General features: G+C 57.4%; 19 protein-coding genes. 17 read left to right on the top strand and 2 right to left on the bottom strand.

The genetic code is table 11. The features are described from left to right. Positions 1-23 precede the first annotated feature (23 nt). The 4 genes from ACP26L_RS19270 (at position 24) to ACP26L_RS19255 (ending at position 4523) form a co-directional block, all read left to right on the top strand. Positions 24-1340: an ABC transporter substrate-binding protein gene (locus ACP26L_RS19270; RefSeq protein WP_426455006.1), complete on the top strand. Its 1317-nt coding sequence runs from the start codon at positions 24-26 to the stop codon at positions 1338-1340. A 99-nt stretch (positions 1341-1439) separates the two neighbouring features. After that, positions 1440-1898 carry an OsmC family protein gene (locus ACP26L_RS19265; protein ID WP_426445504.1) on the top strand — a complete coding sequence of 153 codons (459 nt, stop codon included), beginning with the start codon at positions 1440-1442 and terminating at the stop codon, positions 1896-1898. Between the two features lie 157 nt (positions 1899-2055). Next, the gene (locus ACP26L_RS19260; protein ID WP_426445502.1) at positions 2056-3435 is read left to right on the top strand and encodes a calcium-binding protein; all 1380 of its coding nucleotides are present in this window, start codon (positions 2056-2058) and stop codon (positions 3433-3435) included. A 272-nt stretch (positions 3436-3707) separates the two neighbouring features. Next, entirely contained in the window at positions 3708-4523 is an 816-nt protein-coding gene (locus ACP26L_RS19255; protein WP_426445500.1) for a rhamnogalacturonan acetylesterase, read from the top strand. A gap of 396 nt (positions 4524-4919) precedes the next feature. Here ACP26L_RS19255 and ACP26L_RS19250 read toward each other — a convergent pair whose 3' ends face one another. Further along, positions 4920-5132 carry a hypothetical protein gene (locus tag ACP26L_RS19250; RefSeq protein ID WP_426445498.1) on the bottom strand — a complete coding sequence of 71 codons (213 nt, stop codon included), beginning with the start codon at positions 5130-5132 and terminating at the stop codon, positions 4920-4922. A gap of 352 nt (positions 5133-5484) precedes the next feature. On the opposite strand from ACP26L_RS19250, the gene ACP26L_RS19245 reads away from it, so the two are divergent. The 6 genes from ACP26L_RS19245 (at position 5485) to ACP26L_RS19220 (ending at position 13691) form a co-directional block, all read left to right on the top strand. After that, positions 5485-7773, top strand: coding sequence for an Ig-like domain-containing protein (locus ACP26L_RS19245; protein WP_426445496.1), 2289 nt, complete (start codon positions 5485-5487; stop codon positions 7771-7773). Positions 7774-8040: 267 nt separating this feature from the next. Next, positions 8041-8712, top strand: a complete 672-nt coding sequence (locus tag ACP26L_RS19240; RefSeq protein ID WP_426445495.1) for an NAD(P)H-dependent oxidoreductase — start codon at positions 8041-8043, stop codon at positions 8710-8712. A 315-nt stretch (positions 8713-9027) separates the two neighbouring features. Next, entirely contained in the window at positions 9028-9621 is a 594-nt protein-coding gene (locus ACP26L_RS19235; protein WP_426445493.1) for a DUF1349 domain-containing protein, read from the top strand. A 125-nt stretch (positions 9622-9746) separates the two neighbouring features. Beyond that, on the top strand, positions 9747-10634 hold the full coding sequence (locus ACP26L_RS19230; protein WP_426445492.1) for a TetR/AcrR family transcriptional regulator: 888 nt from the start codon (positions 9747-9749) through the stop codon (positions 10632-10634). Between the two features lie 1037 nt (positions 10635-11671). Then, positions 11672-12910 carry a cytochrome P450 gene (locus tag ACP26L_RS19225; RefSeq protein ID WP_426445491.1) on the top strand — a complete coding sequence of 413 codons (1239 nt, stop codon included), beginning with the start codon at positions 11672-11674 and terminating at the stop codon, positions 12908-12910. 19 nt (positions 12911-12929) lie between these two features. Then, a complete protein-coding gene (locus ACP26L_RS19220; protein ID WP_426455005.1) occupies positions 12930-13691 on the top strand; it encodes an SDR family oxidoreductase in 762 nt (253 codons plus the stop codon). Positions 13692-13801: 110 nt separating this feature from the next. Here ACP26L_RS19220 and ltrA read toward each other — a convergent pair whose 3' ends face one another. Continuing rightward, positions 13802-15193, bottom strand: a complete 1392-nt coding sequence (gene ltrA / locus ACP26L_RS19215; protein ID WP_426445489.1) for a group II intron reverse transcriptase/maturase — start codon at positions 15191-15193, stop codon at positions 13802-13804. A gap of 462 nt (positions 15194-15655) precedes the next feature. On the opposite strand from ltrA, the gene ACP26L_RS19210 reads away from it, so the two are divergent. The 7 genes from ACP26L_RS19210 (at position 15656) to ACP26L_RS19180 (ending at position 26382) form a co-directional block, all read left to right on the top strand. Continuing rightward, positions 15656-15913, top strand: a complete 258-nt coding sequence (locus tag ACP26L_RS19210; protein WP_426445487.1) for a hypothetical protein — start codon at positions 15656-15658, stop codon at positions 15911-15913. A 166-nt stretch (positions 15914-16079) separates the two neighbouring features. Next, positions 16080-16982 (top strand): AraC family transcriptional regulator, encoded by a 903-nt coding sequence (locus ACP26L_RS19205; protein WP_426445485.1) that lies wholly within the window; start codon positions 16080-16082, stop codon positions 16980-16982. A 200-nt stretch (positions 16983-17182) separates the two neighbouring features. After that, positions 17183-19294 carry a GDSL-type esterase/lipase family protein gene (locus ACP26L_RS19200; protein ID WP_426445484.1) on the top strand — a complete coding sequence of 704 codons (2112 nt, stop codon included), beginning with the start codon at positions 17183-17185 and terminating at the stop codon, positions 19292-19294. A 47-nt stretch (positions 19295-19341) separates the two neighbouring features. Continuing rightward, positions 19342-22323 carry a pectinesterase family protein gene (locus tag ACP26L_RS19195; protein WP_426455003.1) on the top strand — a complete coding sequence of 994 codons (2982 nt, stop codon included), beginning with the start codon at positions 19342-19344 and terminating at the stop codon, positions 22321-22323. A 558-nt stretch (positions 22324-22881) separates the two neighbouring features. After that, positions 22882-23850: an ABC transporter permease gene (locus ACP26L_RS19190; protein ID WP_426445482.1), complete on the top strand. Its 969-nt coding sequence runs from the start codon at positions 22882-22884 to the stop codon at positions 23848-23850. Positions 23851-23865: 15 nt separating this feature from the next. Continuing rightward, the gene (locus ACP26L_RS19185; protein ID WP_426445481.1) at positions 23866-24741 is read left to right on the top strand and encodes a carbohydrate ABC transporter permease; all 876 of its coding nucleotides are present in this window, start codon (positions 23866-23868) and stop codon (positions 24739-24741) included. Positions 24742-24795: 54 nt separating this feature from the next. Continuing rightward, entirely contained in the window at positions 24796-26382 is a 1587-nt protein-coding gene (locus ACP26L_RS19180) for an extracellular solute-binding protein (RefSeq protein ID WP_426445479.1), read from the top strand. Positions 26383-26405: the final 23 nt, after the last annotated feature.

Below are 26405 nucleotides of genomic sequence, written 5' to 3'. Positions count from 1 at the left end.
AGGAGCGGTGTTCAGCCTTGACGATGCCTTACTTCCGCAGATCGTTGATCCTCTTCTCCCTTCTTACTCTGCCGCTTGCCGGCTGCGCCGGATCTTCCGAACGGGCGGCGGAGCAGGGGCAGACCGAGGCCAAGGCCGCCTCCGAACCGGTGGAGCTGACCTTCTACACCTACGGCAATACGCTGACCGATACGGAATTCCAGCAATTTTTTGCCGAACCTGTACACCGGGCTCATCCCCATATCACCCTGAAACGGATTACTCCTCCGGCAGAGACCACTCCCGAAGAGCTGCTCAGCTCTGGTACGCTGCCTGATTTGATCTACACAAGCGATGGGTCATACTCCCGCTTTACGACCCTTGGTGCTGTGGAGGACTTGAGCGAACTCGCCCGGGGACATGCCTTTGATCTCGGACGGCTGAAGCCGGTGCTGACCGAGTCGATCCGCTCCTACTCCGGGAAGGAGGAGCTCGTCGCTCTGCCGTTCTCCCACAACCTGTCCATCCTGTATTACAACAAGGACATCTTCGACAAGTTCGGCGTGCCTTACCCGCCGGATGAAGGCTTAACGTGGGACAAGGCCCTGGAGCTCGGGCGGCTGCTGACCCGGACCGAGGACGGCGTGAGGTATGTGGGCATCGATCTGGGCGGTCCGGGGCAGGTGGCACGCAGCCTGTCCCTGCCGCTGATCGATCCGCAGTCGGGCAGGGCTGCGCTGCAGTCGGCGGGCTGGTCGAAGGTGTTCACCACCCTGAAGCAGTCTTATGAGATTCCCGGATTCGTCAGTCCCGAAGGGAAGTTCTCCTATGATAAAGACACCTTCATGAAGGATCAGACGCTGGCGATGCGCGTGTCGTACCTGGCCAATATGATCGGACCGCTCGAGGAACTGCGGGCGCAGGGCAGGGAGCTGAACTGGGACTTGGCACCACCTCCCTATTATGAAGAGCCGAAGGTCAGCGGCAGCATCCATTCCCTGCTGATCTCCAAGCAGAGCAAGCATAAGGACGAAGCGTTCGATGTCATCGCAACCGCCTTGAGCGACGAAGTGCAGCGGAAAGCTGCGCGCAACGGGAGGGTCCCGGCGATTAACAAACCTGAGCTTCAGCAGGAATACGGGGGGGACATCGAGGTGCTCAAGGGAAAGCGGCTCGCCAGTGTATTCAAGATCGAGCCCCGGAAGGTGTCCTCGCCCAGTGAATATGACGCGGAGGCGAGCAAGCGGCTGACCCAAGCCGCAGAGGAGCTGGCATTAAACGGCACCGATGTGAATACGGCCCTGCGCCGGGCCCAGGAAACCGCAGACAAGGAGATCGAAGCGCTCCGCCGGAACAAATAACAGGGCGGCACGCAGTCTTCCCGCTGGTTTTTTTAATTCTTTTAATTTGACTGCCGGCTTTATGGATCTTAATCCCATCAAACTCAAGGAGGAAATTCTATGACTGCCCTACAAACCTTCAAAGCGACCGCCCACCTGCAGGATGGAGTACAGGTCAAGGCCCGCGCAAGAAATTTCGAGATTCTCATCGACGAGCCGGCTGGCCTTGGCGGGACGGACACCGGCATGAACCCGGTCGAAGCGCTTCTGGCCTCTCTCGGCGCTTGCCAGTCCATCGTGGCCCGGGTATACGCCCCCAAGTTCGGTGTGGAACTGGAGCATTTCTCGGTGGATGTCGAGGGGGATATCGACCTGGACGGGTTCTTTGACCGGTCCGATGTACGTCCCGGTTACTCTGACATCCGGTACACGTTCCGGATCGGTACTTCCTCTCCGGAGGAGAAAGTGGAGGAATTTATCCGGTTTCTGGAGAGTAAATGCCCGGTTGGCGATACACTCGCTAACCCGGTCCGCCTTAGCCTGGGAAGCACGATCATCGAGCGGATTTCCGCGGTATAGCCTTTGACAAGTATGCGACCGCTTTTCGGCTGCCTTCCGGTGCCTTACCAGCGGGGAGCTGTTTTTTTGCCTGTTAAAAAAGGAAATTACAGACATATTATGCTACGATAAGCAGGTACACCCCTATCAATTCAAAGTCGGAGAGGACGATGATCGGATGGACAAACTGCAGCCTCGATTGGTATTTGGTACGAAGGGAAATGACGTGCTGACGGCTTCGGCGGAAGGAGGCGACCGGATCTTTGCCGGGGACGGCGATGACCATCTCCGGGTCAATCCCGGGAGTGACCACACGGATCTTCATGGAGGAGCAGGCAACGATACGTTCGAAGTGCAGGGGGCGAGCACCGTCCTGTACGGTGAAACGGGCAGTGATACGGTGACGGCAAGCAGCGACGGCAGCCGGATTCATGGCAATGACGGGACCGATTTGCTCACGGTGACGGGGAGCGCAAACCTGGTAACGGGAGGAGGGGGCGACGACGAACTGATCCTGACCGTTCAGGACAGTCTGGTTCAGGGAGGGGCCGGGGATGACGTTGTTACAAGCGTGGATGCGCTATCAAGCGGTAGCACCTTCGATCTGGGCGACGGCATGGACAGCATCAACCTGCGGGGGGAAAACAACCGGGTTCTTGGCGGCGCGGGAGATGATTTCCTCTTCCTGAATCGATCCAGCTCCACACGTGCGGAAGGAGGGGCGGGCAATGACATCCTCGGCGGCTTTGAAGTATCGAACTCCATCTTCATCGGCGGCCAGGGCAACGATTCTTTAGATAATGCCGAGGACGAATATGATACGACGGGCAGCCACGGGAACCGCTACTATGGGAATGAAGGCAATGACTGGCTGGAAGTGTCCGGCTGGGACCAGATGCTGCTTGGCGGCACCGGTAACGATACCCTTCGGGTTGCCGCCTACAGTTCGCTGGATGACTCGCTTCTGAAGGGCGATGCAGGCAATGATACGCTGCTTCTCGATTTTCCCTCCGGCGGGAACGGGAATGTCCTGGACGGGGGGGAAGGGAGCGATACGCTTACTTCCATCATGTTCTACAATACGCTGAAAGGCGGGAACGGCGCGGATGAGCTGGCTGTGGAGGGCTACGAATGGACGGGATACAGCCTGGAGAACACGCTCACGGGCGGCAGAGGGGCCGATACGTACCGGATCGGTGAAGGGACGGGACTGAACACGATCCGGGAGGAAGGCGCGGCGGGTGAGACGGATCGCGTGATCTTCACCGCTGCGGCCGCCGCGGATATCACGACGGTACAACGCCAGGGGGGCGATCTGGAGCTGTCGGACGGGGGAGAGCGTCTGATCGTGAACCATTTCTTCGATCACGCGGGATACCGGGTCGAACGCTTTGAATTTGCCGACGGTACGGTATGGACGGATAAGCAGGTCGAGAGCCTGATTCAATCGATGGCGGCCGCGCAGTCCGATCCCGGTCATGCAGCAGGGGAGACAAGCGGTGCAAGCGCGGCGGAGCTGTCTCTCCTTCTGGCTGCGGCGAACGGGCAGCAGCAGTAGCTTGAAGAGTTTCAGGGTGGATGTTGGCCTTCGCTGATGAGGCTGACGGATAAGGCGGTCTCTGAGCTGCGTTCTGTCGCAGCGCGGGGACCGCTTTTGCAATCGGACAAATAAGGAGAAGAAACGGGCAAGCCAGCCAAATCATGAAGCTTTTTCCTGTGCTATAGTGGGTATCGCGCATGGGAACATCAAAGTCTCACGCGGAAGGAGGAACGGTACATTTTTATTGTGTATTGACAGCGATTACAATGGAATCAGGAGGAGTGCAAAGGATGACATTCGAATGGCGGGCAGCAACAATAAAATGGACGGCCATCGTTGGTATGATGGTGCTTGCCTTGGCGGTGATGCTTGGGCAGGCGTCGGCTGAAACCTATGAAGACGGTACGCACGGCAAACATACGATCAGCGTGTTCATCGCGGGGGATTCCACAGCTTCCGATTATGCGGACAATCTGGCGCCGCGCAAGGGCTGGGGACAAATGTTCGGTGCCTTGTTTGACGGGAAGATCACCGTGGTCAACAAAGCCGCTTCCGGCAGAAGCTCGAAGAGCTTCATCGACGAAGGGCGGCTTGATGCCGTTCGCGGCGAGATGCAGAAGGGAGACTATCTCCTGATCCAGTTCGGCCACAACGACGAAAAGAAAGAAGACGCTTCGAGGTACACCGAGCCGGGCACGACGTTCAAAAGCTATTTGAAGCAGTATATTGACGCTGCCCGGGAGAAGGGCGCCGTTCCGGTGCTGATCACTCCCGTTGAGCGCAGAGGCTTCACCGCTGACGGACAAGTGAAGGATTCCCACGGGATGTATCCGAACGCCGTGAGGGAGCTGGGGGAAGCGGAGAACGTCCCCGTTATTGATCTGACCGCCAAAAGCAAGGCGCTGTATGAGGAGCTCGGACCCGAGCGTACGAAGAGCCTGTTCTTGTGGCTGAATCCGGGGGAAAGCACTAACTATCCGAACGGTGTGCAGGACAATACGCATTTCCAGGAAAACGGCGCCAAGCAGATCGCCAAGCTTGTGGCGGGAGGACTCGACGAGTTAAAGCTTCATTTGCGGAACCATTTGGTCAAAGAGTTGAGATAAAAGCGGCTGCGAAAGAAGCAGCTGAGCTGAAGTCATGGCACTATGGGACGGCACATCCGGTACAGAGGCTGCAAGCGGCAGCGCATACTGCGCTGGAGGCAGCGCTTGGATGCAGGCTGGCAGAGTCGGCAAGTCCGAAGCCGCAGCCTGCGGAGCTGAAAGGAGGGCGACTTCGGGCGCTCTCTTTCAAGCGCATCGTGCCGTGATGCTTGCGTTGGATATTGTTTACATAACTTATTTTTCGTAAACTAAAATCACCTCAACTGACCGTCACCATTCCCAACGAATTGTTCCGAACATTCGCTGACGAATGAACTCAGCCAGCCTCGATCGCTAAAATAAACAGCACCCATGCCATGCCTTACTGGCTTCCGAAGGTGAAGTGGCGGGGCTTTTTTAGGTTCCTTTCAACAGCTCTTTTTTCCAGAATTCGATGATCGTATGATCCTTCAATTCCATGGAAGCCCATGAATTCTTGAGCTGAAACCCATATTCCTGCATCCTGCCGACGGTCCGGCCCACTTCGGAAGACTTCACCCTCAGCTCCATGGAAATGCACTGCTGAAGGATCTCCAGTGCTTCCTCTGCACGGATCTCGTGAATGGTCATCGTTCATTCTCCCTTATTTGTTGATTAGATGTAAAGCCGAGCTAGTTCACCTGCATCCTATTTTCTCCCATTGGAACCATAAATACACCGGACTGAGCCAGGACCTGCAGCCCCGTGCCGCAGCAGGCTACCGTGGTCGATAGTCGGCCGTGGAAAGAGCCGGGTTGCCTCCTGCATATCAGGTTGCCTGAGGGCTAGACCGCCTGATCCCGTACAGCTCCTGGCCGCATTACGGCAACAAGTTCTCCTTGGATTATAGCTTTACGCTGAACAGCGAGTGAATAATGGGTAGACGCCGATCCAGGCGGAAGTGGACAGCGCGAAGCAGGAACAGAACAAGGAGGAAGATGAGATGAACAGGAGAATATGGCTGGGGATCACTGCCGCATCCGTATGGGTGACAGGCATGGCCGGAGGCGGCTTGACGGGCACGGCGCAGGCGGCGGCCGCTCAGCCTGCCGGAGTGCTGGCCTTCCCGGGAGCGGAAGGCGGAGGCATGTACGCCAGCGGCGGGCGCGGCGGCGATGTATACGAAGTTACGACGCTCGAGGACTATGGCAAGGACGAGGCCCCGATTCCGGGTTCGCTGCGGGACGCGGTCTCCCAGGGGAACCGGACGGTTGTCTTCCGGCTGTCCGGCACGATTCATCTGAAGCAGCCCCTGAAGATCAAGCAGAAGAATCTGACGATCGCGGGCCAGACCGCTCCGGGGGACGGCATTGCCGTCGCCGGCTACGGCACGGATATTTCGGGCTCGGAGAATCTTATCCTCCGGTATATGCGGTTCAGACCCGGCAGCGAGCATACCGACGAGGAGCCTGACGCCTTCGGCGGGCGGGATGTCAAGAATGCGATCATCGACCATATCTCGGCGAGCTGGTCCGTGGATGAGACCTTGTCACTGTATCGCAACGCCGATACGACGCTGCAGTGGAGCATCATCAGCGAGAGCATGCTGATCTCGGGACACGTGAAGGGCAGGCACGGTTATGGCGGCATCTGGGGCGGTGCGAATGCCACGTTCTCGAACAACCTGATCGCCAGCCACGTCAGCCGGAACCCGGCCCTCGGGAATACCGGCAACACTGTGAATCCGGTGGGGAATACGGATCTCGTGAACAATGTCATCTATAACTGGGGATTCAACTCCACGTATGGCGGCAATGACCAGCAGAACAACGTCATCAACAACTATTACAAAGGGGGTCCTTCGACGCAGGAACAGGTCAGAGAGCGGCTCGTCAGCCCGGGACAGGACGGGAAGCCGAGCTGGTTCCATATTGCCGGCAACGCGATGCACGGGAATGCTGCCGTTACGGCCGATAATACGCAGGGGATTCAGGAGATCAAGAGCGGAACGTCGTTCTCGGGCACCCCCTACGAGGTTCTTGGGCATGACACACTGAACATCAAGTCCGCCGACGAGGCCTACACGGCCGTGCTGAGCAAAGCCGGGGCGACTTACCCGCGCCGGGATGCGGTTGACGCCCGGGTGGTGGCCGATGTCCTGCAGGGCACCGGACGCCTGATCAACAACGAATGGGAGGCCGGCGGATACCCGCAGCTGAAGTCCCTCCCGGCCCCTGCCGATACGGATCATGACGGGATACCCGATGCCTGGGAGAAGAAGGCGGGCCTGAATGCCCAGGACCCGTCGGACGGCAGAGCGCTGACCCCCTCCGGCTATTCGAATCTGGAATTATACTTGAATTCACTGGTGGATATGAACCATATTCCTTCCAATCCGAAGCTTTCGCTGGAATCTCCCAAGCTGAACAGCATTCACAAAGCCGGCAGCCCGATCCGTCTGAATGTGAAGCTTCAGGATAAGCACCGTATAGCCAAGGTCGAGTATTACCGCAACGATGTGCTCATCGGCGAATCTACCAAAGGATCATTTGAATATACGTGGAGAGATGCCCCCGAAGGAACCTGGTACGTCTCTGCGAAGGCCATCGACCGGGATGGGAACGAAACACAGACAACCTCCCTGCCGATCCATGTCAATGCCATGAAGCAGTCGGGCGTGTGGACTTCCAAGGATATCGGCCATGTGGGTATCCCGGGCAATGCGGCGGTAACGGCGGACGGGATCACGGTCAAAGGAGCCGGACGGATTGACGGAACGGCGGACGCATTCCAGTTTGCTTACAGGGAAGTCACCGGCGATGCCGTGCTGACCGCAAGGCTGGACTCGCTGACGAGGGTGGATAACAACGCCATCTCCGGGCTGATGATCCGCGAAAGCCTGAAGCCGGAAGCGGCGGCGGCGATCATCTCCGCTTCCGTGGTCAAGGCGGATGAAGGAACGCCGTACGGCGTATTTTTCTCCACGCGCACGAAGAAAGGGGAGCCGATCGCCGCTCCGGGAGTCACCGACTTTCCTGAGGATGCCGGTCTGCCGGCTCTCAAAGGAACAACAATTCCGTACTGGCTGAAGATCGTACGCAGCGGGGACACCCTGACGGGGTACGCTTCGCCGGACGGGACGCAGTGGACCGAAGTCGGAAGCGCGTCGATTCCGATGGGGGAGAAGGTCTACGTGGGCTTCGCCGTTGATGCGGCGCAGAATGCAGCCGATTTCCTCAATTACAATACAGCCCGCTTCTCCCAGATTGCCTTCGAAGGGGCCGGCAGGTAATTTCACCGCCAGCCCGGGTTAAACTATCGAAAGGATCCCACGGAGTAAGATAGGATATGGTACTGCAAGTGCGGCCTTTATCTGCGGATAGAGGCCGCCTTTTGCCATTTGACACGCCCGCATCCAACCTTTAGAATAACAGGGGTGCATGAGAATAAGTAACTAATACTACTTTGGTAAGTTACGAACATTTCCGCACGAACAAAACGGGTGCCGAATGAGCGCACGAATCATTACCATCTCATCCAGATCAGGAGGTTTATACATATGAGCAATCAAGAAGCCAAACGCCAAGAACTTCTCGATGCCTTCCAATTCAGACACGCGACCAAGAGCTTTGACGCGGAGCGTAAAATTTCCGACGAGGATTTTCATGTCATCCTCGAGGCCGGCCGCCTGTCACCGAGCTCGGTAGGCCTGGAGCCGTGGAAGTTCCTTGTGATTCAGAACCCGGAGCTGCGCGGGAAGATGCGCGAGATCTCCTGGGGCGCCCAAGGGCAGCTGCCTACGGCCAGCCACTTTGTCGTGCTGCTCGCACGCAGGAACGGGCGCTACGATACCGAGTATTTCTGGAACCAGATGACCGGCATCAAGCAGATTCCCGAGGAAACGGTACGGGCTATGATGTCCCGCTATTCGAGCTTCCAGGGCGAGGACTTCAAGCTCTTCGAGAGCGAGCGCTCGCTGTTCGACTGGGCGTCGAAGCAGACGTACATCGCACTGGCCAACATGATGACCGCGGCCGCGCTGCTCGGCATCGACTCCTGCCCGATCGAAGGCTTCGGCTTGGACGCGATGAACGAGCTTCTGGAGCGGGAAGGGCTCCTCGAAGACGGAGCTTACGGGGTCAGCGTCATGGCCGCGTTCGGTTACCGGGATAAGGAGCCGCGTCCCAAAGCCAGAAGACAAGCCCAAGATGTCATCCAGTGGATTGACTAAACGGGCAGCGCCCGGCAGTGTCAATGTCGTTTCGATGAATATACCCGCATGAAGAATGCCGCCCAGAGAGGCGGCATTTTTTTTGTTCAAATATAAGAACTTAGATCTCGCCAGAGCACACTCCTGTCATCTTATATTTTTCTTATAAACGCGCATCGTCCATAAAGGACGGCGAAGCCGTTTATCTTGTGACCCTCTGTTTTAATTCCGGCTATTCCTGACAAGGACAAGCGCCGCTCTCCAGCGAATAACTACTATAACAGCGAAGGAAGGCAGCAAGACAGAACGAAAAATCATGCGAAAGTAGGTACAGTCATGAAGAACAATCTGTTTCTCGAAGCCAGAGATGAACTGAGCTGGACGAATCCGCCGGACAACTGGATGATTACGGAGGAGGGCGGGCTGATGATCGAAGCTCCTCCGGCAGCGGATTTCTTCCGGGACCCGGCGGGCAAGCACATGGCAAGCTCGGCGCCGTTCCTCCACCTCCCTGTCGGTTCGTCATTCGAACTGACAACCCGGCTTCGGGTGGACATGCAGCATATCTATGATTCCGGATGCTTGATGCTGATGTCGGGGCCGGACCACTGGGCCAAGCTCTGCTTTGAGTTTAACGGCAGGTACCCTACGATCGTGTCCGTCGTCACCCGGGACGGTTCTTCGGATGACTGCAATTCCGAGCGGGTTACCGTCGAACAACCGTATTTGAGGATCACCAAGCTAGAGGACTGCATCTCATTCTTTTATTCTCCGGACGGAGAGGATTGGAGACTGATCCGGTACTTCGGGCTCTCATGTCCTTCCCAGGTCGTGGCAGGCGTCGTGGCCCAGTCTCCGAAGGGCGAAGGCTGCCGGGTTCAGTTTGATTATTTGCAGCTGTCCCAGCCCGAAGAGGACAGCCGGTTCTAAGCAGCAGCACGGAGTATACGCCGCGGCGAAGCTCCGTGTTTTTTTGCGGGAAGAAGCTGGTTTTCTTTAGACCAAGGGTGTTACAATCATAGCTACCATCATTGCAGCAGCTAAGGGGACCCTACATGTCAAACCGGAGACAAGCATTGTTAGACACGGCGTTGGCGCTGTTCCTGGAACACGGATTCGCGAATACGACGATCCAGATGATCCTGGATGCGTCCGGCGTATCCAAAGGAACGTTCTATAAATTTTTCGAGTCCAAAAACGACTGCGTCGTCGCGATCTTCGAGCAGCTCCTGCAGGAGGATCTGCTCGTGCGCAAACAGCTGGAGAGCAGCGGCGGGTATGCTTCAGATTTTGACTTACTTGTGGATCAGATCGCCGTGCCCATGTCCCTGCCGGAAAAGCAGCGGGTAACGGAGCTGTTCTGGGCGTGGTTCTATTCGGGCGAGTTCCATCTGAGCGACCTGGCCCGCATGCAGCTGAAGTGGCTGTCCGAACGGCTCACGCAGCTCTTCGGCGAAGAGATCCGGCCGTATGCTTACGAAGGGGCGATCCTGTGCCATGGGATGCTGCACCAGATTGCGAACACCTGGAGAAACCTGCACGGCCGCGGGCAGCCCGTATGGAAAGAAGCGGTGCCCCGGGTCTTGACCTACGTGGAAGTGCTGCTGAGAGCCATGCGGGAGAGAGAAGAGCACATCATGGATCTTCGGACCTTGTCCCTGATCGGCAGCCGGGAACAGGTCGGGATACCGGATAAGCAGTCCCTGATCGACGAGCTGAGAGAGCTCGACAGATCGATCACGAAATCCAAGGAGCCTTCCAAAACCAAGGAGCTGGCGAAGGGACTGCTCTCCGTGCTGGAGCAGGAAGAGACGAATCGTTCCCTGCTGGAAGCCGTCCTGCGGGCATTCCAGGCCCAGCTTGAAGAAAGCGCCTTCCGCCTGGAGGCGAGAAGGATGGCGAGAGCCATCTGGTGGTATTTGGAGCAGCTCAATCATCGATAATACAGCGGCCGGCAGCGATGCAGGCTGTTTTTTTTATTCGATTGGACCCCGAACAGGGGCTTTTCTTCAGCTATAAGGATTCATATCTCGCCAAAGCTCGATTCTGCTGGCGCGCAAGCCGACTATGAAAATAGCGGAAGTACGATGCTTTATTCCCACTTTTCGATGGTCCCCATCAGAAATAAAGGAACTCAGATGCGCTAATGTAGGGAGTGACGCGGCTTACAGGCACGTTTCCCCCGAATAAGGCATTTGAGTTCCGCTATGTCTCGGGAAATACCGGGAAAACCCTCCATAAGATACCTCACTTCCTCTATTTCAAAAACGAACGTTGGGGACGCTCTGCCAAAACGATCGGTCACCGGAGGTGGTGGCTGAACCGTCTACCTTCCGGCTCGAACTGCAGGGCGCGGATCGCGGTCGCCTCAGACCCATAGCTTTTCCTTCTCCCGTCGCAGCCGAAGTTGAAGTCTTCCGTCCTGCAGGCGTACTCCCCGCACCTCTGTCGCCGTTGGACTGCAGTGAGATAGGGATCCAGCCGGATCAGGTTGAAGACCAGCCGGCGTCTCCCGGCTGATCCCATTCCGGGTCAAGCGGGGAGTAGAACAGACAGGGATGAGTGGGGAAAGCTAGTTTACGGGCCGTCGTGTACCAACGTATGGATAGGCATGCTGGGATCTTTAAGGACTCAGACAGGCGTTTCTTTAAAATATAAGAAGTTATATCTCGCCAGGGCTCGATCCCGTCATCTTATATTTCTTATAAACGCGCATCGTCCGTAAAGGACGGAGAAGCCGTTTATCTTGTGCTACTCTACCTATTTTTATACCAATCGTATATTATAATTCCCTTATAATTAAGGGAAAACACCCTATCCCTTCTGTAGATTTGAAAACAAATAGACTAACAGTATAAAATGAGAAGGGTATCAACCATTCCTTTCATTCGAGAGAGGAGGCCGGAATCACGTTATACACCCAAGAGCTGCAGCTGATCCTGCGCAGGCAGGAACCTATCATCTCCGGAGGTGGAGTTTCATGAACAAACAGCTGATTCCCGTACAGGACATTTCGCGCTTTCAGTCGCGGTCCGAAGAATTTTTCCCGCTCGATTGGTACAAAAGAATGCTGAACGACAACCCGGTGTATTATCACGAGGACACGGATACCTGGAATGTGTTCCGGTACAATGATGTGAAAGAGGTGCTGAGCAACCATGAATACTTCTCGGCGGAGGGACCGAGAACCACCATCCTGATCGGAGCGAAGAATCAGGAAGGAACGGCACCGGAGAAAGTCAGCATCTCCAGCATGGACCCGCCCAGGCATCAAAAATACCGCTCGCTCCTGTCGGCTGCCTTTACTCCCCGCAGCTTGAAACATTGGGAGCCGCGCATCCGCCAGGTGGTGAACCGTCTCGTGGATGACATGCCCGCACGCGGCACGGTCGATATCGTCCAATCGCTGGCGGGCCCGCTGCCTTCCATCGCCATGGCCGACCTGCTCGGCGTTCCTTCGAAGGACAATTTGCTCTTCAAAAACTGGGTGGATATCCTGTTCCAGCCGGCACGCGAAGGGGATGCGGAGGAGATCGAAGCAAGGAAAGCGACGGCAGCCCGCGAGTATTTCCAATACCTGTATCCCATCGTACTCCGCAAACGGTCCGATCCCGCAGATGACATCATCTCGGATTTGCTCGGGGCCGAGCTCGAAGGGGAGCGGTTTACGGACGAGGAAGTGGTCAAGACCACCATGCTCCTGCTGGGTGCGGGAATCGAGACCACGAGCCATACGCTCTCCAGTATCTTTTATTCCCTTCTCTACGATGATCCGTCCCTTTATGAACAGCTGAGAAAAGACCCTGAGCTCGTTCCCCTGGCCGTCGAGGAGATGCTGCGCTACCGGTTCCACTGCTCGAAGCGGCACCGCACGGTGAAGAAGGACAACGATCTTCTGGGTGTCCCTCTGAAACAGGGAGACGTGGTCATCGCATGGATGAGTGCGGCCAACATGGACGAGCGGATGTTCGAGGACCCGTTCACGCTCAACATTCACCGGGCCAACAATAAGAAGCACCTGTCCTTTGGTAACGGCAATCATTTTTGTCTTGGCGCACCGCTGGCCCGATTGGAACTGAATCTGGCGCTGTCGGCATTCCTTGGGAAAGTCGAACGGATCGCACCTGTGGATGCTTTCGACTTGGAGTCTTCCCTGACGACTTCGGCGCCGGGCCAATCTTTGACATCCTTACCCGTACAAATTCAGAAGCAAGCATGAATCCGAGTGGAGGAAGAACATCATGAGACTACCCGGAAAAGTAGCGGTCATTACTGGGGCGGCATCGGGAATGGGGAAGAGCATCGCGGAGCTGTTCGCAGCGGAAGGAGCCAAGGTGGTGGTCTCCGATCTTCGACTGGAGACCGCGCAGACCGTGGTGGATGGCATTGTGGAACAGGGCGGAGCGGCCCTTGCCGTCGCAGCCAATGTCACGGTCGAGGAGGACGTCCAGCACCTCATCGATCAGGCGGTCGAGGCCTACGGAACGGTCGATATTCTGGTGAACAACGCCGGCATCATGGACAACTTCGTACCGGCGGCGGAAGTGACCGACGAGCTGTGGGAGCGGGTGTTTGCGATTAACGCCACGGGGCCGATGCGGACCACGCGCAAGGTGCTCCCGCTCTTCCTCGAGAAACAAAGCGGCGTCATTCTCAACATCGCCTCCCTCGGCGGTCTGCAGGGCTCAAGAGCAGGGGCGGCGTATACCGCGGCCAAGCATGCGGTCGTCGGCTTCACCAAGAACGTCGGATTCCAGTATGCCCCGCTGGGCATCCGCTGCAACGCCATCGCGCCTGGAGGCGTGAAGACGAATATCGGCACGACGCTCACTGCCCCGAATCCGTTCGGTCTTGAGCGCACATCCGTCGGGATGGGCATCAATCCGCGGGTAGGGGAGCCGGAGGAGATCGCCCGGGTGGCGCTGTTCCTGGCCTCCGACGAATCCGGCTTCATCAACGGCACCGTGGTCACCGCGGATGCGGGATGGAACGCTTATTGACGGTATGCGGCCGTTGATTGGCAGTGGGTTAATCGAGTAGGAGGAGGCGGCTAGCCTCCGTCCTCTCACACCACCGTACATGCGGGTCCGCATACGGCGGTTCCAAAAGGTTAACAAAGTTCCGAGTAACGAGAAAGCAAACTTTTAAGCCCTTTCGCTTCCCAGTAGGAAGTCGGGAGGGCATTGTTTGTGCTACGGGACATTTCCCACGGACCTCGACGGGAGTTTGCCAACATATAGGCAGCCCAGTTCGGAACGCCGAGCGCACGTAGTTCGCGAATGCGTGTCTTCACCCGTTTCCACTGTTTCCATAGACACATGCGGAGTCTTCTCCGAATCCACTTGTCAAAGGCTTGGCAGTGCGTCTTCGCCGAGGCTAGGCGAAAATAACCTAGCCAGCCCAGCATGTACTGGTTCAGGCGCCGGATGCGTTCCTCCATCGGTACAGGCTTGGTTCGGTTCGTCAGTTCCCGGACTTTCTCTTTGAATCGCGAAATTGTCTTAGGAGCCAGCCGAATCGTCGCCTGTTTGTTCGACAGGAAACTAAAGCCTAGGAATTTGCGGTTCCATGGCCGGTCCACTGCACTTTTATCCCGGTTCACTTTCAGTTTCAGCTTTCCTTCCACAAAGCGAATCACCGATTCCATCACGCGCTCCCCGGCTCGCTTGCTGGAGACAAAGATGTTGCAGTCGTCCGCATAGCGGACAAACCGCAGTCCCCGTCTTGTCAGTTCCTTGTCCAGATCGTCCAGCAGGATGTTCGCCAGAAGCGGACTGAGCGGACCGCCCTGCGGCGTGCCTTCCGGTGTGCGCTCCAACGCTCCATGCGACATGACTCCGGCGTTCAAATAGGAGCGGATGAGCTTCAGGACACGCTTGTCCTCCACCTTCCGTGCTACTCTAGCCATGAGCATGTCATGGTTCACCCGGTCAAAGAATTTCTCCAGATCCATATCCACGACCCATCTGAGGCCGCTTTGGATATAGCTTTGTGCCTGCTTTACGGCGTCATGCGCCCGTCTTCCCGGGCGGAAACCGTAGCTGTACCCCGAGAAATGTGCATCAAAAATCGGATTCATCACTTGCAGAAGCGCCTGCTGGAGAAAACGGTCCATTACGGTCGGGATGCCAAGCAGCCGTACACCGCCTCCGGGTTTGGGGATTTCCACCCGTTTGACTGGCGCGGGTCTGTAGCTTCCCGTCAGGAGGTTGGCTTTCACCTGTTCCCAGTGGGTTTTCAGGTAAGCTTGTAGCTCGGCTACCGTTACACCATCCACTCCGGGCGCTCCTCCGTTCTGTACCACTCGCTTGTAGGCGAGCCGAAGGTTGTGCCCTTCGAGCATCTTCTCCAGCAGCCTGCTCTGGCCTTTGCGAGAGAAAAGGTCGGCTTGTGCCGGCGAAGAACTCGGCGCTCCGGCATACCCTGGCGGCTTCACCGCTTCTCTCTGCCGCGAGCTCCCTTGCGGAATATTCTGCTGTCTCTGCTCTTCACGCGAACGCACCGGTTTCCTCTCTCCTTTCGGTTCAGCCCTTCCGCTTTCCGGCGTCCCGTACTCGCGTACTATGGCCTCTGCTGACTCCTGCGGATTCAGCGCGGCTTCTCAGCCGCGGTTACGAAGTCACTTCGCGTATCCGCAGGCCTCCCCAGATAAGAACGCCATCTGTCTGCCCGCGACCACCTAAGTTTACAGCATCAGCCCTTGGCGGCTTTGGATTTCGTCTTGTCTTGGAGACTCATCCGACTGACACTGCCTCAAATTAGGTTCGTGTACCTTGGCCCGTGCATTTGCCTCCGGCTTCCTTCAGATTCCGCCTCACGGCCGACACCCTTGCCCTTGGCTAACGGTAGGCGCTCGCCAGCCCCCGTTCGGGACTCTCACCCTAGAGATGGCGCCCATGCTGGGCGTACAAGTCAAAAAGGTCTGCCGTGACGGCAGACCTTTTTGGCATAGCGGCCCATAGCGGTGAACCCCGCAGCCGCCGATGACCGGAGTCATCCCCTGGCCGTCGTCCGGTGGACGATGATCTCGGCCGGCAGCACGATTCTGCGGTTCGTGGACGGGGCGGTGTCCTGGATGCACTCGATGAGCAGCTGCATGCCGGGCAAACCCCATATCACAGGCAGGCTGGCTCGCCACGGCCAGGAACGGATGGTAATCCGGGATGATATCTGGATCGTCGTGGCAGGCGACGGCCGTTTAGCTTCCCCGCAGCAGGAATAGGCCGCTCGTACAGCCGGAAGCTCCCGCCGGGTTGCCTCCTGCACATCAGGTTGCCTGAGGGCTAGGCGTCCGGGAGAACGTGCTTGGACCGCTGCGCAGGGGGCAACAAGTTATCCAGAAGGCATAGCATGACAGCCCGGGAGAGCGGATAATGGAATCATGATGCATGGAGTGCATCCATCGGATCGGGGAGGGCTGCCGGATGAAGGGTGATTTTGAAGTATCGATATCCAAGATCGTAACGCCTTTTAGCTTTCTTAAGTCTCATGCACACGATTATTACGAGATATATTATCTGATGTCCGGAGAAAGACGCTTGACCATAGGGAACCAAGGATACGCCCTCAAGAAGGGGGCGCTTGCGTTCATTCCGAAGAACGTCGCGCACAAGACGATGACCGCCAGCCCGCCGGAGCATGAACGTCTGGTGATCTATTTTCACGATGCTTATATCGGGTCCGCAGTGAGCGAGCAGCCGGACCTGCTGCTGCCGTTCTCCGCCCGCAGCCCTGTGCTGGAGCTCAATCAGCAGGAGCAGGCCTATGCCGAGAACCTCTTGCTTCAGATGATTAACGAATATTCGGATGAGAACCGGAAGGGGAGGGCATTGTTCTTCAAAACCCTGCTCACGCAGCTGCTGCTCTTCGCCGGACGTAAACTGCCCTGCGCTCAAGAGGATGAGGTCAAACCCGTCAATCCGTCGATCCGCGAGATTGTACAGCACTGTAACGAGCACTTCCGCAAGCCGATGACGCTCAGTGAGATCGCGGGCCGGTTCTACTTGTCCCCATCCTACGTGAGCCGGCTGCTCAAGAAGCATACCGGGCGCTCGTTCCCCGAGTATATGAACACCCTGCGCATTCGCGAGTCGCAGAGACTGCTCCGGGAAAGCAGCCTGAAGATGATCGAGATCGCCGATCAGGTAGGGTACCTCAACATCACGCATTTCAACAAAAATTTCAAGCTGATTACAGGCATGTCTCCGCTGCAGTACAAGAAAATGACCTTGACTATGGAGCAGGTGACCTTGAAGCACAAACCTGAATTTTTGGAAAAGCACCGATTCTAGCCGGGCGGGAATGTGCGGAAATAGCAAAGATTCAAAAAAGAAAGCAAGTTAGGGGGTCGAATCGGGACAAAGCCTTTTGCTATGATGCTTAACAGCACGGCAAACGAGCACACATCGCAAGGAGGTTAAATGATGGTTAGAAAGAGCATTGTTGAATCCGGTTGCAAGACGAACGCCGGCAGAGGAAGGAGGGGCATTCGATGAGGAGGTTCCTGAAATTCACGCTCTCCGCGCTGCTCTTATCCACCACCTTGGCCCCATTTCAGAGCAGAACCGAAGCGGCCGAAGCGGTGCCCGAGATGAGCCATCCGGAAACGTTCGGCCAGCCGGACCGGTCCTACAAGTTCAACTTCACCAGCCAGGCCAAGGAAGGCTACCGCACGGTCACCTATGATGTGTACAGCGGTGTACCGCTCTACACACCTGATGCCGGGTACGGCTTCGTCGGGGAGACCAGCGCGATGCCTCCGAGAGAAGTGCATACGTCCACCATCACTTCCGACGGAACCGGCTTCTACATCACGGAGCCCGCGTTCTATGCGGAACCGAAGTATGAGAAGGACAACTACAACAACTATGGTATGGCCTTCCGGATCCAGGCTCCTCCGGGTGCGTACAGCGTGTACGTCAAGACCGCTTCGGATGCGGCGGATACTACCGTGTCGGTATCGGGCATGCAGACCAGCCGGCTGCTCAAGGGCGGCTTCTGGGATGCGGCCAAGCTTGTGCCCATTCAGCATACCGCTTCAGCCATCGGCAAGGAGTGGACTTATACCTATGTCAACGGGCGGAATTACCTCGACATCGAGATTGAACCGAACAAGGCGGGCACGCCGGTCGGCATCGAGGAGATCGTGCTGAAGCCGCTCCCGCAGCAGCGGCGCGCCTCGGGAGCGCTTCCGGCGGTCTTCACGCTCGGTGACTCCACCGTGAAGTCCTACACCTTCGACGAAGCGCCGATGAGCGGCTGGGGCCAGGTCTTCGACAGCCTGTTCAACCGGCAGAAAGTGAAGGTCGTCAATTACTCCATGGGCGGACGCTCCTTCAAGAATGCGTACACCGAAGGACGGCTGAACGATATTCTGCTGACCGGCAGCGCCGGGGACTATGTGCTTATCCAGTTCGGCCACAACGACGAGAGCGCGGACGAGTTCCGCCGGTTCGGCAGAGGGGCGACCGAAGCGATGTATGAATCCTACATCGAGGACGTGTACCTGCCGGCCATCCGCGCGCGCGGCATGATTCCGGTACTGATCACCCCGCTGTCGAGAGTCAAGGGGGATGCGGTCCCGGGGTACGTCTACACGAATTCCTTCAAGACCCGGCTCTTCCCCGATATCATGAAGAGAACCGCACAGAAGCACGGCGTCACACTGGTCGATCTCAACGCGCAAAGCGTCAAGTATTATAACGAGATCGGCGTCGAAGCGACGACGGCCGTGTTCATGTCCATCGAAGCGGGGGAGACCCCGGGCAAGACCAACGACGGCAGCTACGCCAACGGCCATCCCTCGAAGAAGATCGACGGCACCCACTACAAGGAAGCGCTGGCCAAGCAGCTGGCCCGGATGGTCGCCACCGAACTGGTGGATCTCGGCAGGGCTGGTGACCGTACGGCGGCTGCGATCTCCTCTTTCCTCCGCGGAGACGTCCGGGATGCGGCACGTTCCGGCAGCTGGGCGGCTATCTTCCCGGAGACCGCCAAGGACACGACGACCGGCGGAGGGGCCTATTACCGCAACCAGATCGAGAAGCTGCTGCAGCTGGGCGTGATGCACAAGGATGACCGGGGGGACTTCCATCCTGACGAAACGATGACGGCGGGCGGATTCATCCGCAGCTTATCCAAGGTGATGGATCTGGATCCTTCGGTTCTGTCCCGATACCCGAACGGGAAGCTGACAAGAGAGGTCATGGGGGCGATTCTGGATGATGCCTATCATGCCAAGTTCACAAGCAAACCGAAGTACATGACCGATTATAATGGTACGACGGTGGTGCCGGGCGACCCGGCCTATGATCCGAATCTGGATTCGGGCGCACGCGGGGCAATGTACTATCCGCTGGTGTCGTGGCAGCAGCTGACGGATACCGCAGGGATTGCGCCTCACCTGGCCGCCAAAGTACAGGATGCGTATGAGCTCGGTCTGTTCCGCTCCGAGAAGGGAATTGCGCGGGGACAGATGGTGAACGGCACGGAGCTCGAGCCGAAGGCTGTCGTGACCCGCGCCAAGGCCGCGAAATCCCTGTACTTCATGTGGGTGCTGGTTCACGAGGTCAGCCAGGAGAATGATCTCGCTTCTTTGAAATAGGGCCTATTCCAATCGGTGAACAGGAGGACGGATCATCCGTGAAGAAAATGTGGCATATTGCTTTATCCGCTGTTGTGGCGGGGGTTTCCCTCACCGGTCCGGCGGGATACGGCTCAGATCTGGCTGCGGCTGCAGGCGAGCTGACTGTGCCCCCGGGGAACACGGCGTTTATCAATGATGATTTTAACGGCGTGTCGGAGCCGCCGGTGACAAGCACGTCCACCGTCAAGACCCTAGCAGGCTATACCGCCGCCGTCACCGGACCGAACGGGTCGGTGAGCGTTGTCACTTACGGCAAGGACGGCGTGCCGTTCCCCTCCGATGCGCTGCTGATCCGGGACGAAGACGGCTCGAATGCCTCGGGCACCGTCGGCTCAGGGGCCGGAGCGACATCCGTAACGAAGGGGCTGGGCCAGCGGATCTCCGACGGGATCGTGACTGCCGAGCAGGACATGTACTTCTACGGCCCGAACAATGACATCAGCCGGGGGCGCAATGTACTGAAGCTGAGCGGCGGGGTGAACAGTTCGACGAACACGTCGGATACCATCATCCAGGTCGATCTGAAGGGCGGCAAAATCGCGTGGACGGACACAGGCGGGATCTATACGAACATCACGCCGGCGAATCTGACCAATGCGGCCTGGTATCACCTCAAGGCGGTCATCAACCTGAACACGTTTAAGGCCGATTACTATGTCACGAGTCTCAGCGACGGTTCCGTCGTCGGCGAGCTCCGGGAGCAGCCGTTCTATAACCGGACGCTCAGCAGCCAGGCGGGGGATACCGCTGCCATCACGGCCTATGGGGCATCGACCGGAGGCAGTACGGCGGAGAACATCGTGCTCGACAATATCCAGGTCTATAAGCTGAATGCGCCTCCGGATGCGCCTGCAGGACTGTCGGGGATCGGCGGAGACCGGCAGATCGCCCTTTCCTGGCCGCCCGCACCGAATGCTGTCACTTACGAGGTGCTCCGGGGTGAGACCGCAGCCGGCCCCTTCGTGAAGGCGGCAGAGGGGCTTACCCGGGCAGCCACCGGCTCCGATCCGTTCCGGGATGGGGGACTGATCAACGGAACGACCTATTATTATGTGGTCCGGGCCGTGAATCCGTTCGGCTCAACCGATTCGGCTCCGTACGCCATCACGCCGAGCGGGGAGAGACCGGCACCTGTGCCGCCTCAGCACATTACCGTGGAGGCCAGGGAATCGGCTGTGATGCTGAAGTGGGATGCCGTCCCCGACGCGGCTACTTACACCCTGAAGCGCGGGACATCGGCACAGGGACCGTTCACGGTTGTGTCTTCCGTCATCCCGAACACGCAGACGAGCTATTACGACACGGGGCTGGATGCCGACCAAACCTACTACTATACGCTGTCCAGCACCAACATCGCGGGTACCGGGGATGAGAGCCAGGCCCTAGTGGCGCAGCCAAGCACGCCGCTGGCCGAACCAGGCAATCTCCGGGCCGTCGCAGGCAGAGGCCGGGTAGACTTGGCCTGGACGGGTTCGCCGGGCGCGTCTGTCTACCAGGTCAAGCGCAGCACGGTGTCCGGCGGGCCTTATACCGTGATCGGCTCCACCAACGGCACGAGCTATAAGGATACGAGTGCCGTGAACGGGCAGACCTACTACTATGTTGTTAGCGCCGGGAGTGCATCCGCTCGCAGCATGAACACGCTGCAGGTCCGTGCCGTGCCTTATTCGGCTCCCAAAGGGACTCCATCGGCTCCGACAGGCACTGTGACGGAGGCTGCTTATGGGCAGGTTGTCCTGCGCTGGGATGCCGACCGCGAAGCAACGGGCTATACGATCCAGCGGGCAGCGTCCTACAGCGGTCCTTATACAACGATCGCTTCAACCAAACGGAACGAATACAAGGATACCAAGGTGGCCAACGGCACCACATACTACTACTTGATTACCGCGAATAACCGGAATGGGGCCGGCCCGGCTTCCGAGCCGATGATTGCGACGCCTTCCCGTGTCCTTGTCGTAGCCAAGGACGGAACCGGCGACTTTACGACCGTCCAAGCGGCGATCGATTCGATTCCGTCCAACCGGCTGGAGCGCACGGTGATCTACATCAAGAAGGGCATCTACCGGGAGAAGGTCATCGCGCCGGCCGATAAGCCGAACCTCAGCTTTGTAGGTGAAAGCCGCAGCGGGGTCGTCATCACCTATGATATGAACGTAACGTATCATCCGGGCCTGCAGACCGCGACCTTCGAGCTCCGGGGGGCCGGCAGCACGATCGAGAACATGACGGTTCAGAATTCCGCATTTCCGAATAAGGATACGAACGGAGTCAAGGGGGTAGGGCAGGCGCTGGCCCTGTATGTCTCCGGGGACAAGATGGTCTTCCGTGACCTGAATCTCTACGGATTCCAGGATACGCTGTATGTGGAGAAAGGGCGGCAGTACTTCAGCAGCCTGTACATTGAAGGAACCGTGGATTACATCTACGGCAACGGATATGCCTACTTTGACCGCTCCGAGATGAAGCATGTCGGCACCTTCGGCGGATACACGACGGCGGCCTCGCATGACCAGACGGCGGTCAACGGCTATGTGTTCTATCAGGCGAAGAAGACGAGAGGAACCACCTCGCTCAAACCGTACATTCAGCAGTACGGCAAGGCCGGAACGTATACCGGCGCCTGGGACGACGCCTGGGACTTGGAGCTGCAGGGCGTCGGTAAATCGGACAGCACGGTGTACCTCGGCAGACCTTGGCGGCCGTACGGCAACGTGAAGTTCGTGGACACCTGGATGGATGCGCACTTCTATGCGGCGGGCTGGCACAACTGGGGCAAGGTCGAGAACGAATCCACGGCCGTCTACGGGGAGTACGGAAGCACCGGTCCGGGCGCGAATGCCAAATCCCGTGTTCCTTGGAGCAAGCAGATGACGGTGGAAGAAGCGAACGACCTGACGGTCCAGCGGGTTCTCGGCGGACAGGACGGCTGGGACCCGACGCTGACCGGCGTCTTCGCGAAGCCGCGCTCCGCACTGAGAGACTGAGCGCACCCGGCGTGCCGGGCGTGGTGTTACGGATTTATTGTTGCCGATTAGAGTTACCGACTTAAGTTACCGATATAGAATTACCGAATAGAACTGCCGATGACCGATTTGCGCTTGCGCATCAATTCCACATGAACGGCAGCCACTCGTGAGATCCGGAAGAAGACACGCTGCGTTCGTGTGTGCCTTCTCCGGCTCAACCAGCGGTCCTTTGCCTGCGCTATGCGCGGGCGGGGGCCGCTTTTCATATGGCGCCAATGGGGTTTGACGGAAATGTTAAGGAGTGGTACCGTTAACACAGCAGACTCTGGCAGCAGAGCATCCGTGCGGTGCGCCGCTAGGGGAGCAGGGAATCCGTAACCGTACCGTCAGGACGAATTCCGGACAACACTGGACCCTTGGCCTGCCTTGAACGGCAGTACCTGATATGCAGATCCCGCTCCTCCTGCCGAGTGAGCTATAAATACGGCACATAATTATTGGTGATTGTGAAACCGCTCTCTATTCTGCTAAGTTAAGGGCAAGCCGGCTTAGTCAAAATAGAGAGGAGGAAGAGATGTGGCTGACACTGCTTCATACCCGAAACCTGGAGCCGCCATACCATCCTCGCGTGCCGGGGAATATGGCAGGATGCTCCGCAAGGATTTCGCCAAGAACAAATATATTTATGCCTTGTCCTTATTTGGAATCGCTTACTATTTGATTTTCAAATATGTGCCGATGTACGGGGCGCTGATTGCGTTCAAGAACTACGTCCCCTCCAAAGGCATTCTCGACAGTCCTTGGGTTGGCTTCAAGCACTTCGCGGATTTCTTCGGAAGCCACTACTTTTGGCGGATTCTGAGGAATACGCTGCTGATCAATATCTACGAGTTGATCTTTGCTTTTCCCGCGCCGATCATCCTGGCCCTGCTGCTCAATGAAGTACGGCGCTCCTCCTTCAAGCGGATGGTACAGACCGTGACCTATCTGCCTCACTTCGTCTCGCTTGTTGTCATCTGCGGGATGCTCATCGATTTCTCGCAAAAAGCGGGGCTGCTCAGTACGATCCTGGCCTGGCTCGGATTCGAGCGGCAGAACCTGCTGCTGAACCCGGATCTGTTCCGGCCGCTCTATGTCGGCTCCGGCATATGGCAGGGGATCGGCTGGGGCTCGATCATCTATCTCGCCGCTCTTACTTCGATTGACACGCAGCTTTATGATGCGGCCACCGTGGATGGGGCGAACCGCTGGAAGCAGATGCTGCATGTAACCCTGCCGGGCATTATGCCGACCATCGTCATCCTGCTCATCCTGCAGATCGGCGGCATGATGAACGTGGGCTTCGAGAAGATCATTCTGCTCTACAACTCGCAAACCTACGAGACGGCGGATGTCATCTCGAGCTTCGTATACCGCCGGGGGATACTGGAGGCGAACTACAGCTACAGCACGGCTGTCGGCCTGTTCAATTCCCTGGTGAACTTTGCGCTCTTATTGATCGCCAACCGGATCTCCCGGAAGGTCAATGAGACGAGCCTGTGGTAGGGAGGAGAGCGTCAGATGAGACATCGAAGCTTCGGTGACAAACTGTTCGACACCTGCAACTACATCCTTCTGAGCGGCCTGATGATCGTCACCCTGTACCCGTTCCTGTATGTGCTGTTTGCATCCCTCAGCACGCCTTCGGAGCTCGTGAAGCATACCGGCATTCTGTGGAAGCCGGCCGGGTTCTATCTCGAAGGCTACAAGCTGGTACTCAAGAATCCGATGATCGCCGTCGGTTACAAGAATACGCTGTTCTATGTGACAGTCGGTACCGTACTGAACGTATTTTTCACGGCCCTGTTCGCCTTCGCACTCTCCCGACGGGACTTATATTGGAAGAAATACATGATGATGATGATCGTCTTCACGATGTTCTTCAGCGGCGGGCTGATCCCCGAGTATATGCTGATCAAGAATCTGGGGCTGCTTGATACGAGATGGTCGCTCATCGTCCCGGGGCTGATCGCCACATGGAATCTGATCATCATGCGTACCTCGTTCCAATCCATCCCCTATGAGCTCGAGGAAGCTGCCAAGATGGACGGGGCTTCGGATTGGACCGTATTCTCCAAGGTGATCCTGCCGCTGTCCGTACCCCTGCTGGCCGTCATGGTGCTGTTCTACGGGGTCGCCCACTGGAATGCATGGGCCAGCGCACTGATTTACCTAAGAGACAGGGACCTGTTCCCGCTGCAGCTCATCCTTCGGGAGATTCTGATCCAGAACAGTACGACGGAGACGACCAATCTCGCTACAAGCAGCGATCCGTTCCTGGGCGAGGTGGTCAAATATGCGACCATTATTGTTGCAACGGTGCCGATCCTGATCGTGTATCCCCTCATCCAAAGACACTTTACCAAAGGGGTTATGATCGGAGCGCTGAAAGGCTAGAGGAGCAGCAGGGCAATTGAGGAGACAGAACATGACAGGAGGGTCAACCTTAACATGAACCGCAAACCCATCGTACCGTGGATTCTTACTCTTGCGCTCGGCCTTGGAACCATTACCGCCTGCTCGAGCACGGAGGAGGCGCCGGCCGCCGAAGGGGGAGAAGACGGGAAGCCGCCCGAGCTTACCTTCTTCATGAACACCAACCTCACGGCCAAGACCGTGAAGGGCTTCGAAGAGGTGGAAGCCTATAAGGAAATTCAGAAGCGCACGGGCACCAAGATCACGTTCCAGCAGCCCGGAGACGGCTCCCAGTTCAATATCATGCTCGCTTCGGGCACGTATCCGGATATCGTATATGCGCCGAGCAGCTATCCGGGGGGCCTCGCCAAGCTGGTGGAGGACGGGGTGGCCATGAAGCTGAACGATCTGATCGAACAGCATGCCCCGAATTATAAAAAAATCTTGAACGAGCACCCCGAAATCCGCAAGCAGGTGGCGCTCGATGACGGCACCATTGCGAAGTTCCCGCAGATCGACATTGATCTGCACCGGATTGCTTATTCCGGGCAGATGATCCGGGAGGATTGGCTGAACAAGGTCGGATTGAAGGCGCCGAAGACGATCGATGAATGGTATACGGTGCTGAAGGCCTTCAAGGAGAAGGATCCGAACGGCAACGGCCAGAATGACGAGATTCCTCTCGGAGACCGGGGCGACGGACTGGGCAGCATCGGTTCCTTCTCCACCGGCTGGGGGCTGCTGGCCGATAAGTTCCATCTCAGCCCCACGACGGGGAAGGTGACCTTCGGGCCGCTGGAGCCAGGCTATAAGGATTACCTCACCACCATGAATAAGTGGTTCAAGGAAGGGCTGATCGATTCGGAATTCGCGGCAACGGACCGCAAGGCGTTCGATGCCAAATTCGTCAAAAATACGATCGGCGCCTACGGCGGAGTGATCTCAGGGATCAATTCCTACAAGGACCAGATGAAGGGAGCGATACCTGACTTCAAATTGATCGGTCTTCCGGCGGCGTTCGGTCCGGCCGGCAAGTCCTTCAGCAGCCATATTCAGATGGTTCAGAACGTTCCGCTCGACGGCGCGTTCGTCAGCACGCAGGCCAAAGATCCCGTGGCGGCGGTGAAGCTGCTCGACTTCATGGTCGGCCCGGAAGGCAGCGACCTTCAGAACTGGGGGATCGAAGGCAAGAGCTACAAAGCCGAGAACGGGAAGAAAACCTACACGGACGAGGTGTTCAAGAATCCGGAAGGGTTCGAGCCGACGGAAGCGGTGAAGAAATACGCCCTGCCTACTTCCGGCATGGTGAAGGTCATGGATTTCCATGCATGGGCGTCCTTCGAGCTCCGCTATCCGGAAGCGGCCGAGGCGAACGAGACCTGGTTCCAGGCCGACCGCTCGCTCCTGATTCCGCCGCTGTCCTTCAGCGGGGAAGAGAGCCAGAAGCTCGGCAGCATCATGAGCGAGGTCAATACCTATGTCAAGGAAATGTGGATCAAATTCATTATGGGCTCCGAGCCGATCGGCAGCTATGACCAGTTCGCGGCTACGCTGAAGAAGATGGGCATCGAAGAAGCGATCCGGATTCAGCAGGCGGCCTACGACCGGTATCAGAAGAGATAAGGATTCGGATAACGGGTGCAGAC

The sequence above is a fragment of the Paenibacillus sp. S-38 genome (genome assembly GCF_049942825.1).
Lineage (GTDB): Bacteria > Bacillota > Bacilli > Paenibacillales > NBRC-103111 > Paenibacillus_G.
The sequence above is the reverse complement of the archived record's forward strand: the minus strand, read 5'-3'. Positions and strand labels throughout refer to the sequence as shown.

Coding starts and splice junctions, on each gene's coding strand:
- ACP26L_RS19270 (WP_426455006.1), top strand. CDS start 24: ATGCCTTACTTCCGCAGATCGTTGATCCTCTTCTCCCTTCTTACTCTG.
- ACP26L_RS19265 (WP_426445504.1), top strand. CDS start 1,440: ATGACTGCCCTACAAACCTTCAAAGCGACCGCCCACCTGCAGGATGGA.
- ACP26L_RS19260 (WP_426445502.1), top strand. CDS start 2,056: ATGGACAAACTGCAGCCTCGATTGGTATTTGGTACGAAGGGAAATGAC.
- ACP26L_RS19255 (WP_426445500.1), top strand. CDS start 3,708: ATGACATTCGAATGGCGGGCAGCAACAATAAAATGGACGGCCATCGTT.
- ACP26L_RS19250 (WP_426445498.1), bottom strand. CDS start 5,132: ATGACCATTCACGAGATCCGTGCAGAGGAAGCACTGGAGATCCTTCAG.
- ACP26L_RS19245 (WP_426445496.1), top strand. CDS start 5,485: ATGAACAGGAGAATATGGCTGGGGATCACTGCCGCATCCGTATGGGTG.
- ACP26L_RS19240 (WP_426445495.1), top strand. CDS start 8,041: ATGAGCAATCAAGAAGCCAAACGCCAAGAACTTCTCGATGCCTTCCAA.
- ACP26L_RS19235 (WP_426445493.1), top strand. CDS start 9,028: ATGAAGAACAATCTGTTTCTCGAAGCCAGAGATGAACTGAGCTGGACG.
- ACP26L_RS19230 (WP_426445492.1), top strand. CDS start 9,747: ATGTCAAACCGGAGACAAGCATTGTTAGACACGGCGTTGGCGCTGTTC.
- ACP26L_RS19225 (WP_426445491.1), top strand. CDS start 11,672: ATGAACAAACAGCTGATTCCCGTACAGGACATTTCGCGCTTTCAGTCG.
- ACP26L_RS19205 (WP_426445485.1), top strand. CDS start 16,080: ATGGAGTGCATCCATCGGATCGGGGAGGGCTGCCGGATGAAGGGTGAT.
- ACP26L_RS19200 (WP_426445484.1), top strand. CDS start 17,183: ATGAGGAGGTTCCTGAAATTCACGCTCTCCGCGCTGCTCTTATCCACC.
- ACP26L_RS19195 (WP_426455003.1), top strand. CDS start 19,342: ATGTGGCATATTGCTTTATCCGCTGTTGTGGCGGGGGTTTCCCTCACC.
- ACP26L_RS19185 (WP_426445481.1), top strand. CDS start 23,866: ATGAGACATCGAAGCTTCGGTGACAAACTGTTCGACACCTGCAACTAC.
- ACP26L_RS19180 (WP_426445479.1), top strand. CDS start 24,796: ATGAACCGCAAACCCATCGTACCGTGGATTCTTACTCTTGCGCTCGGC.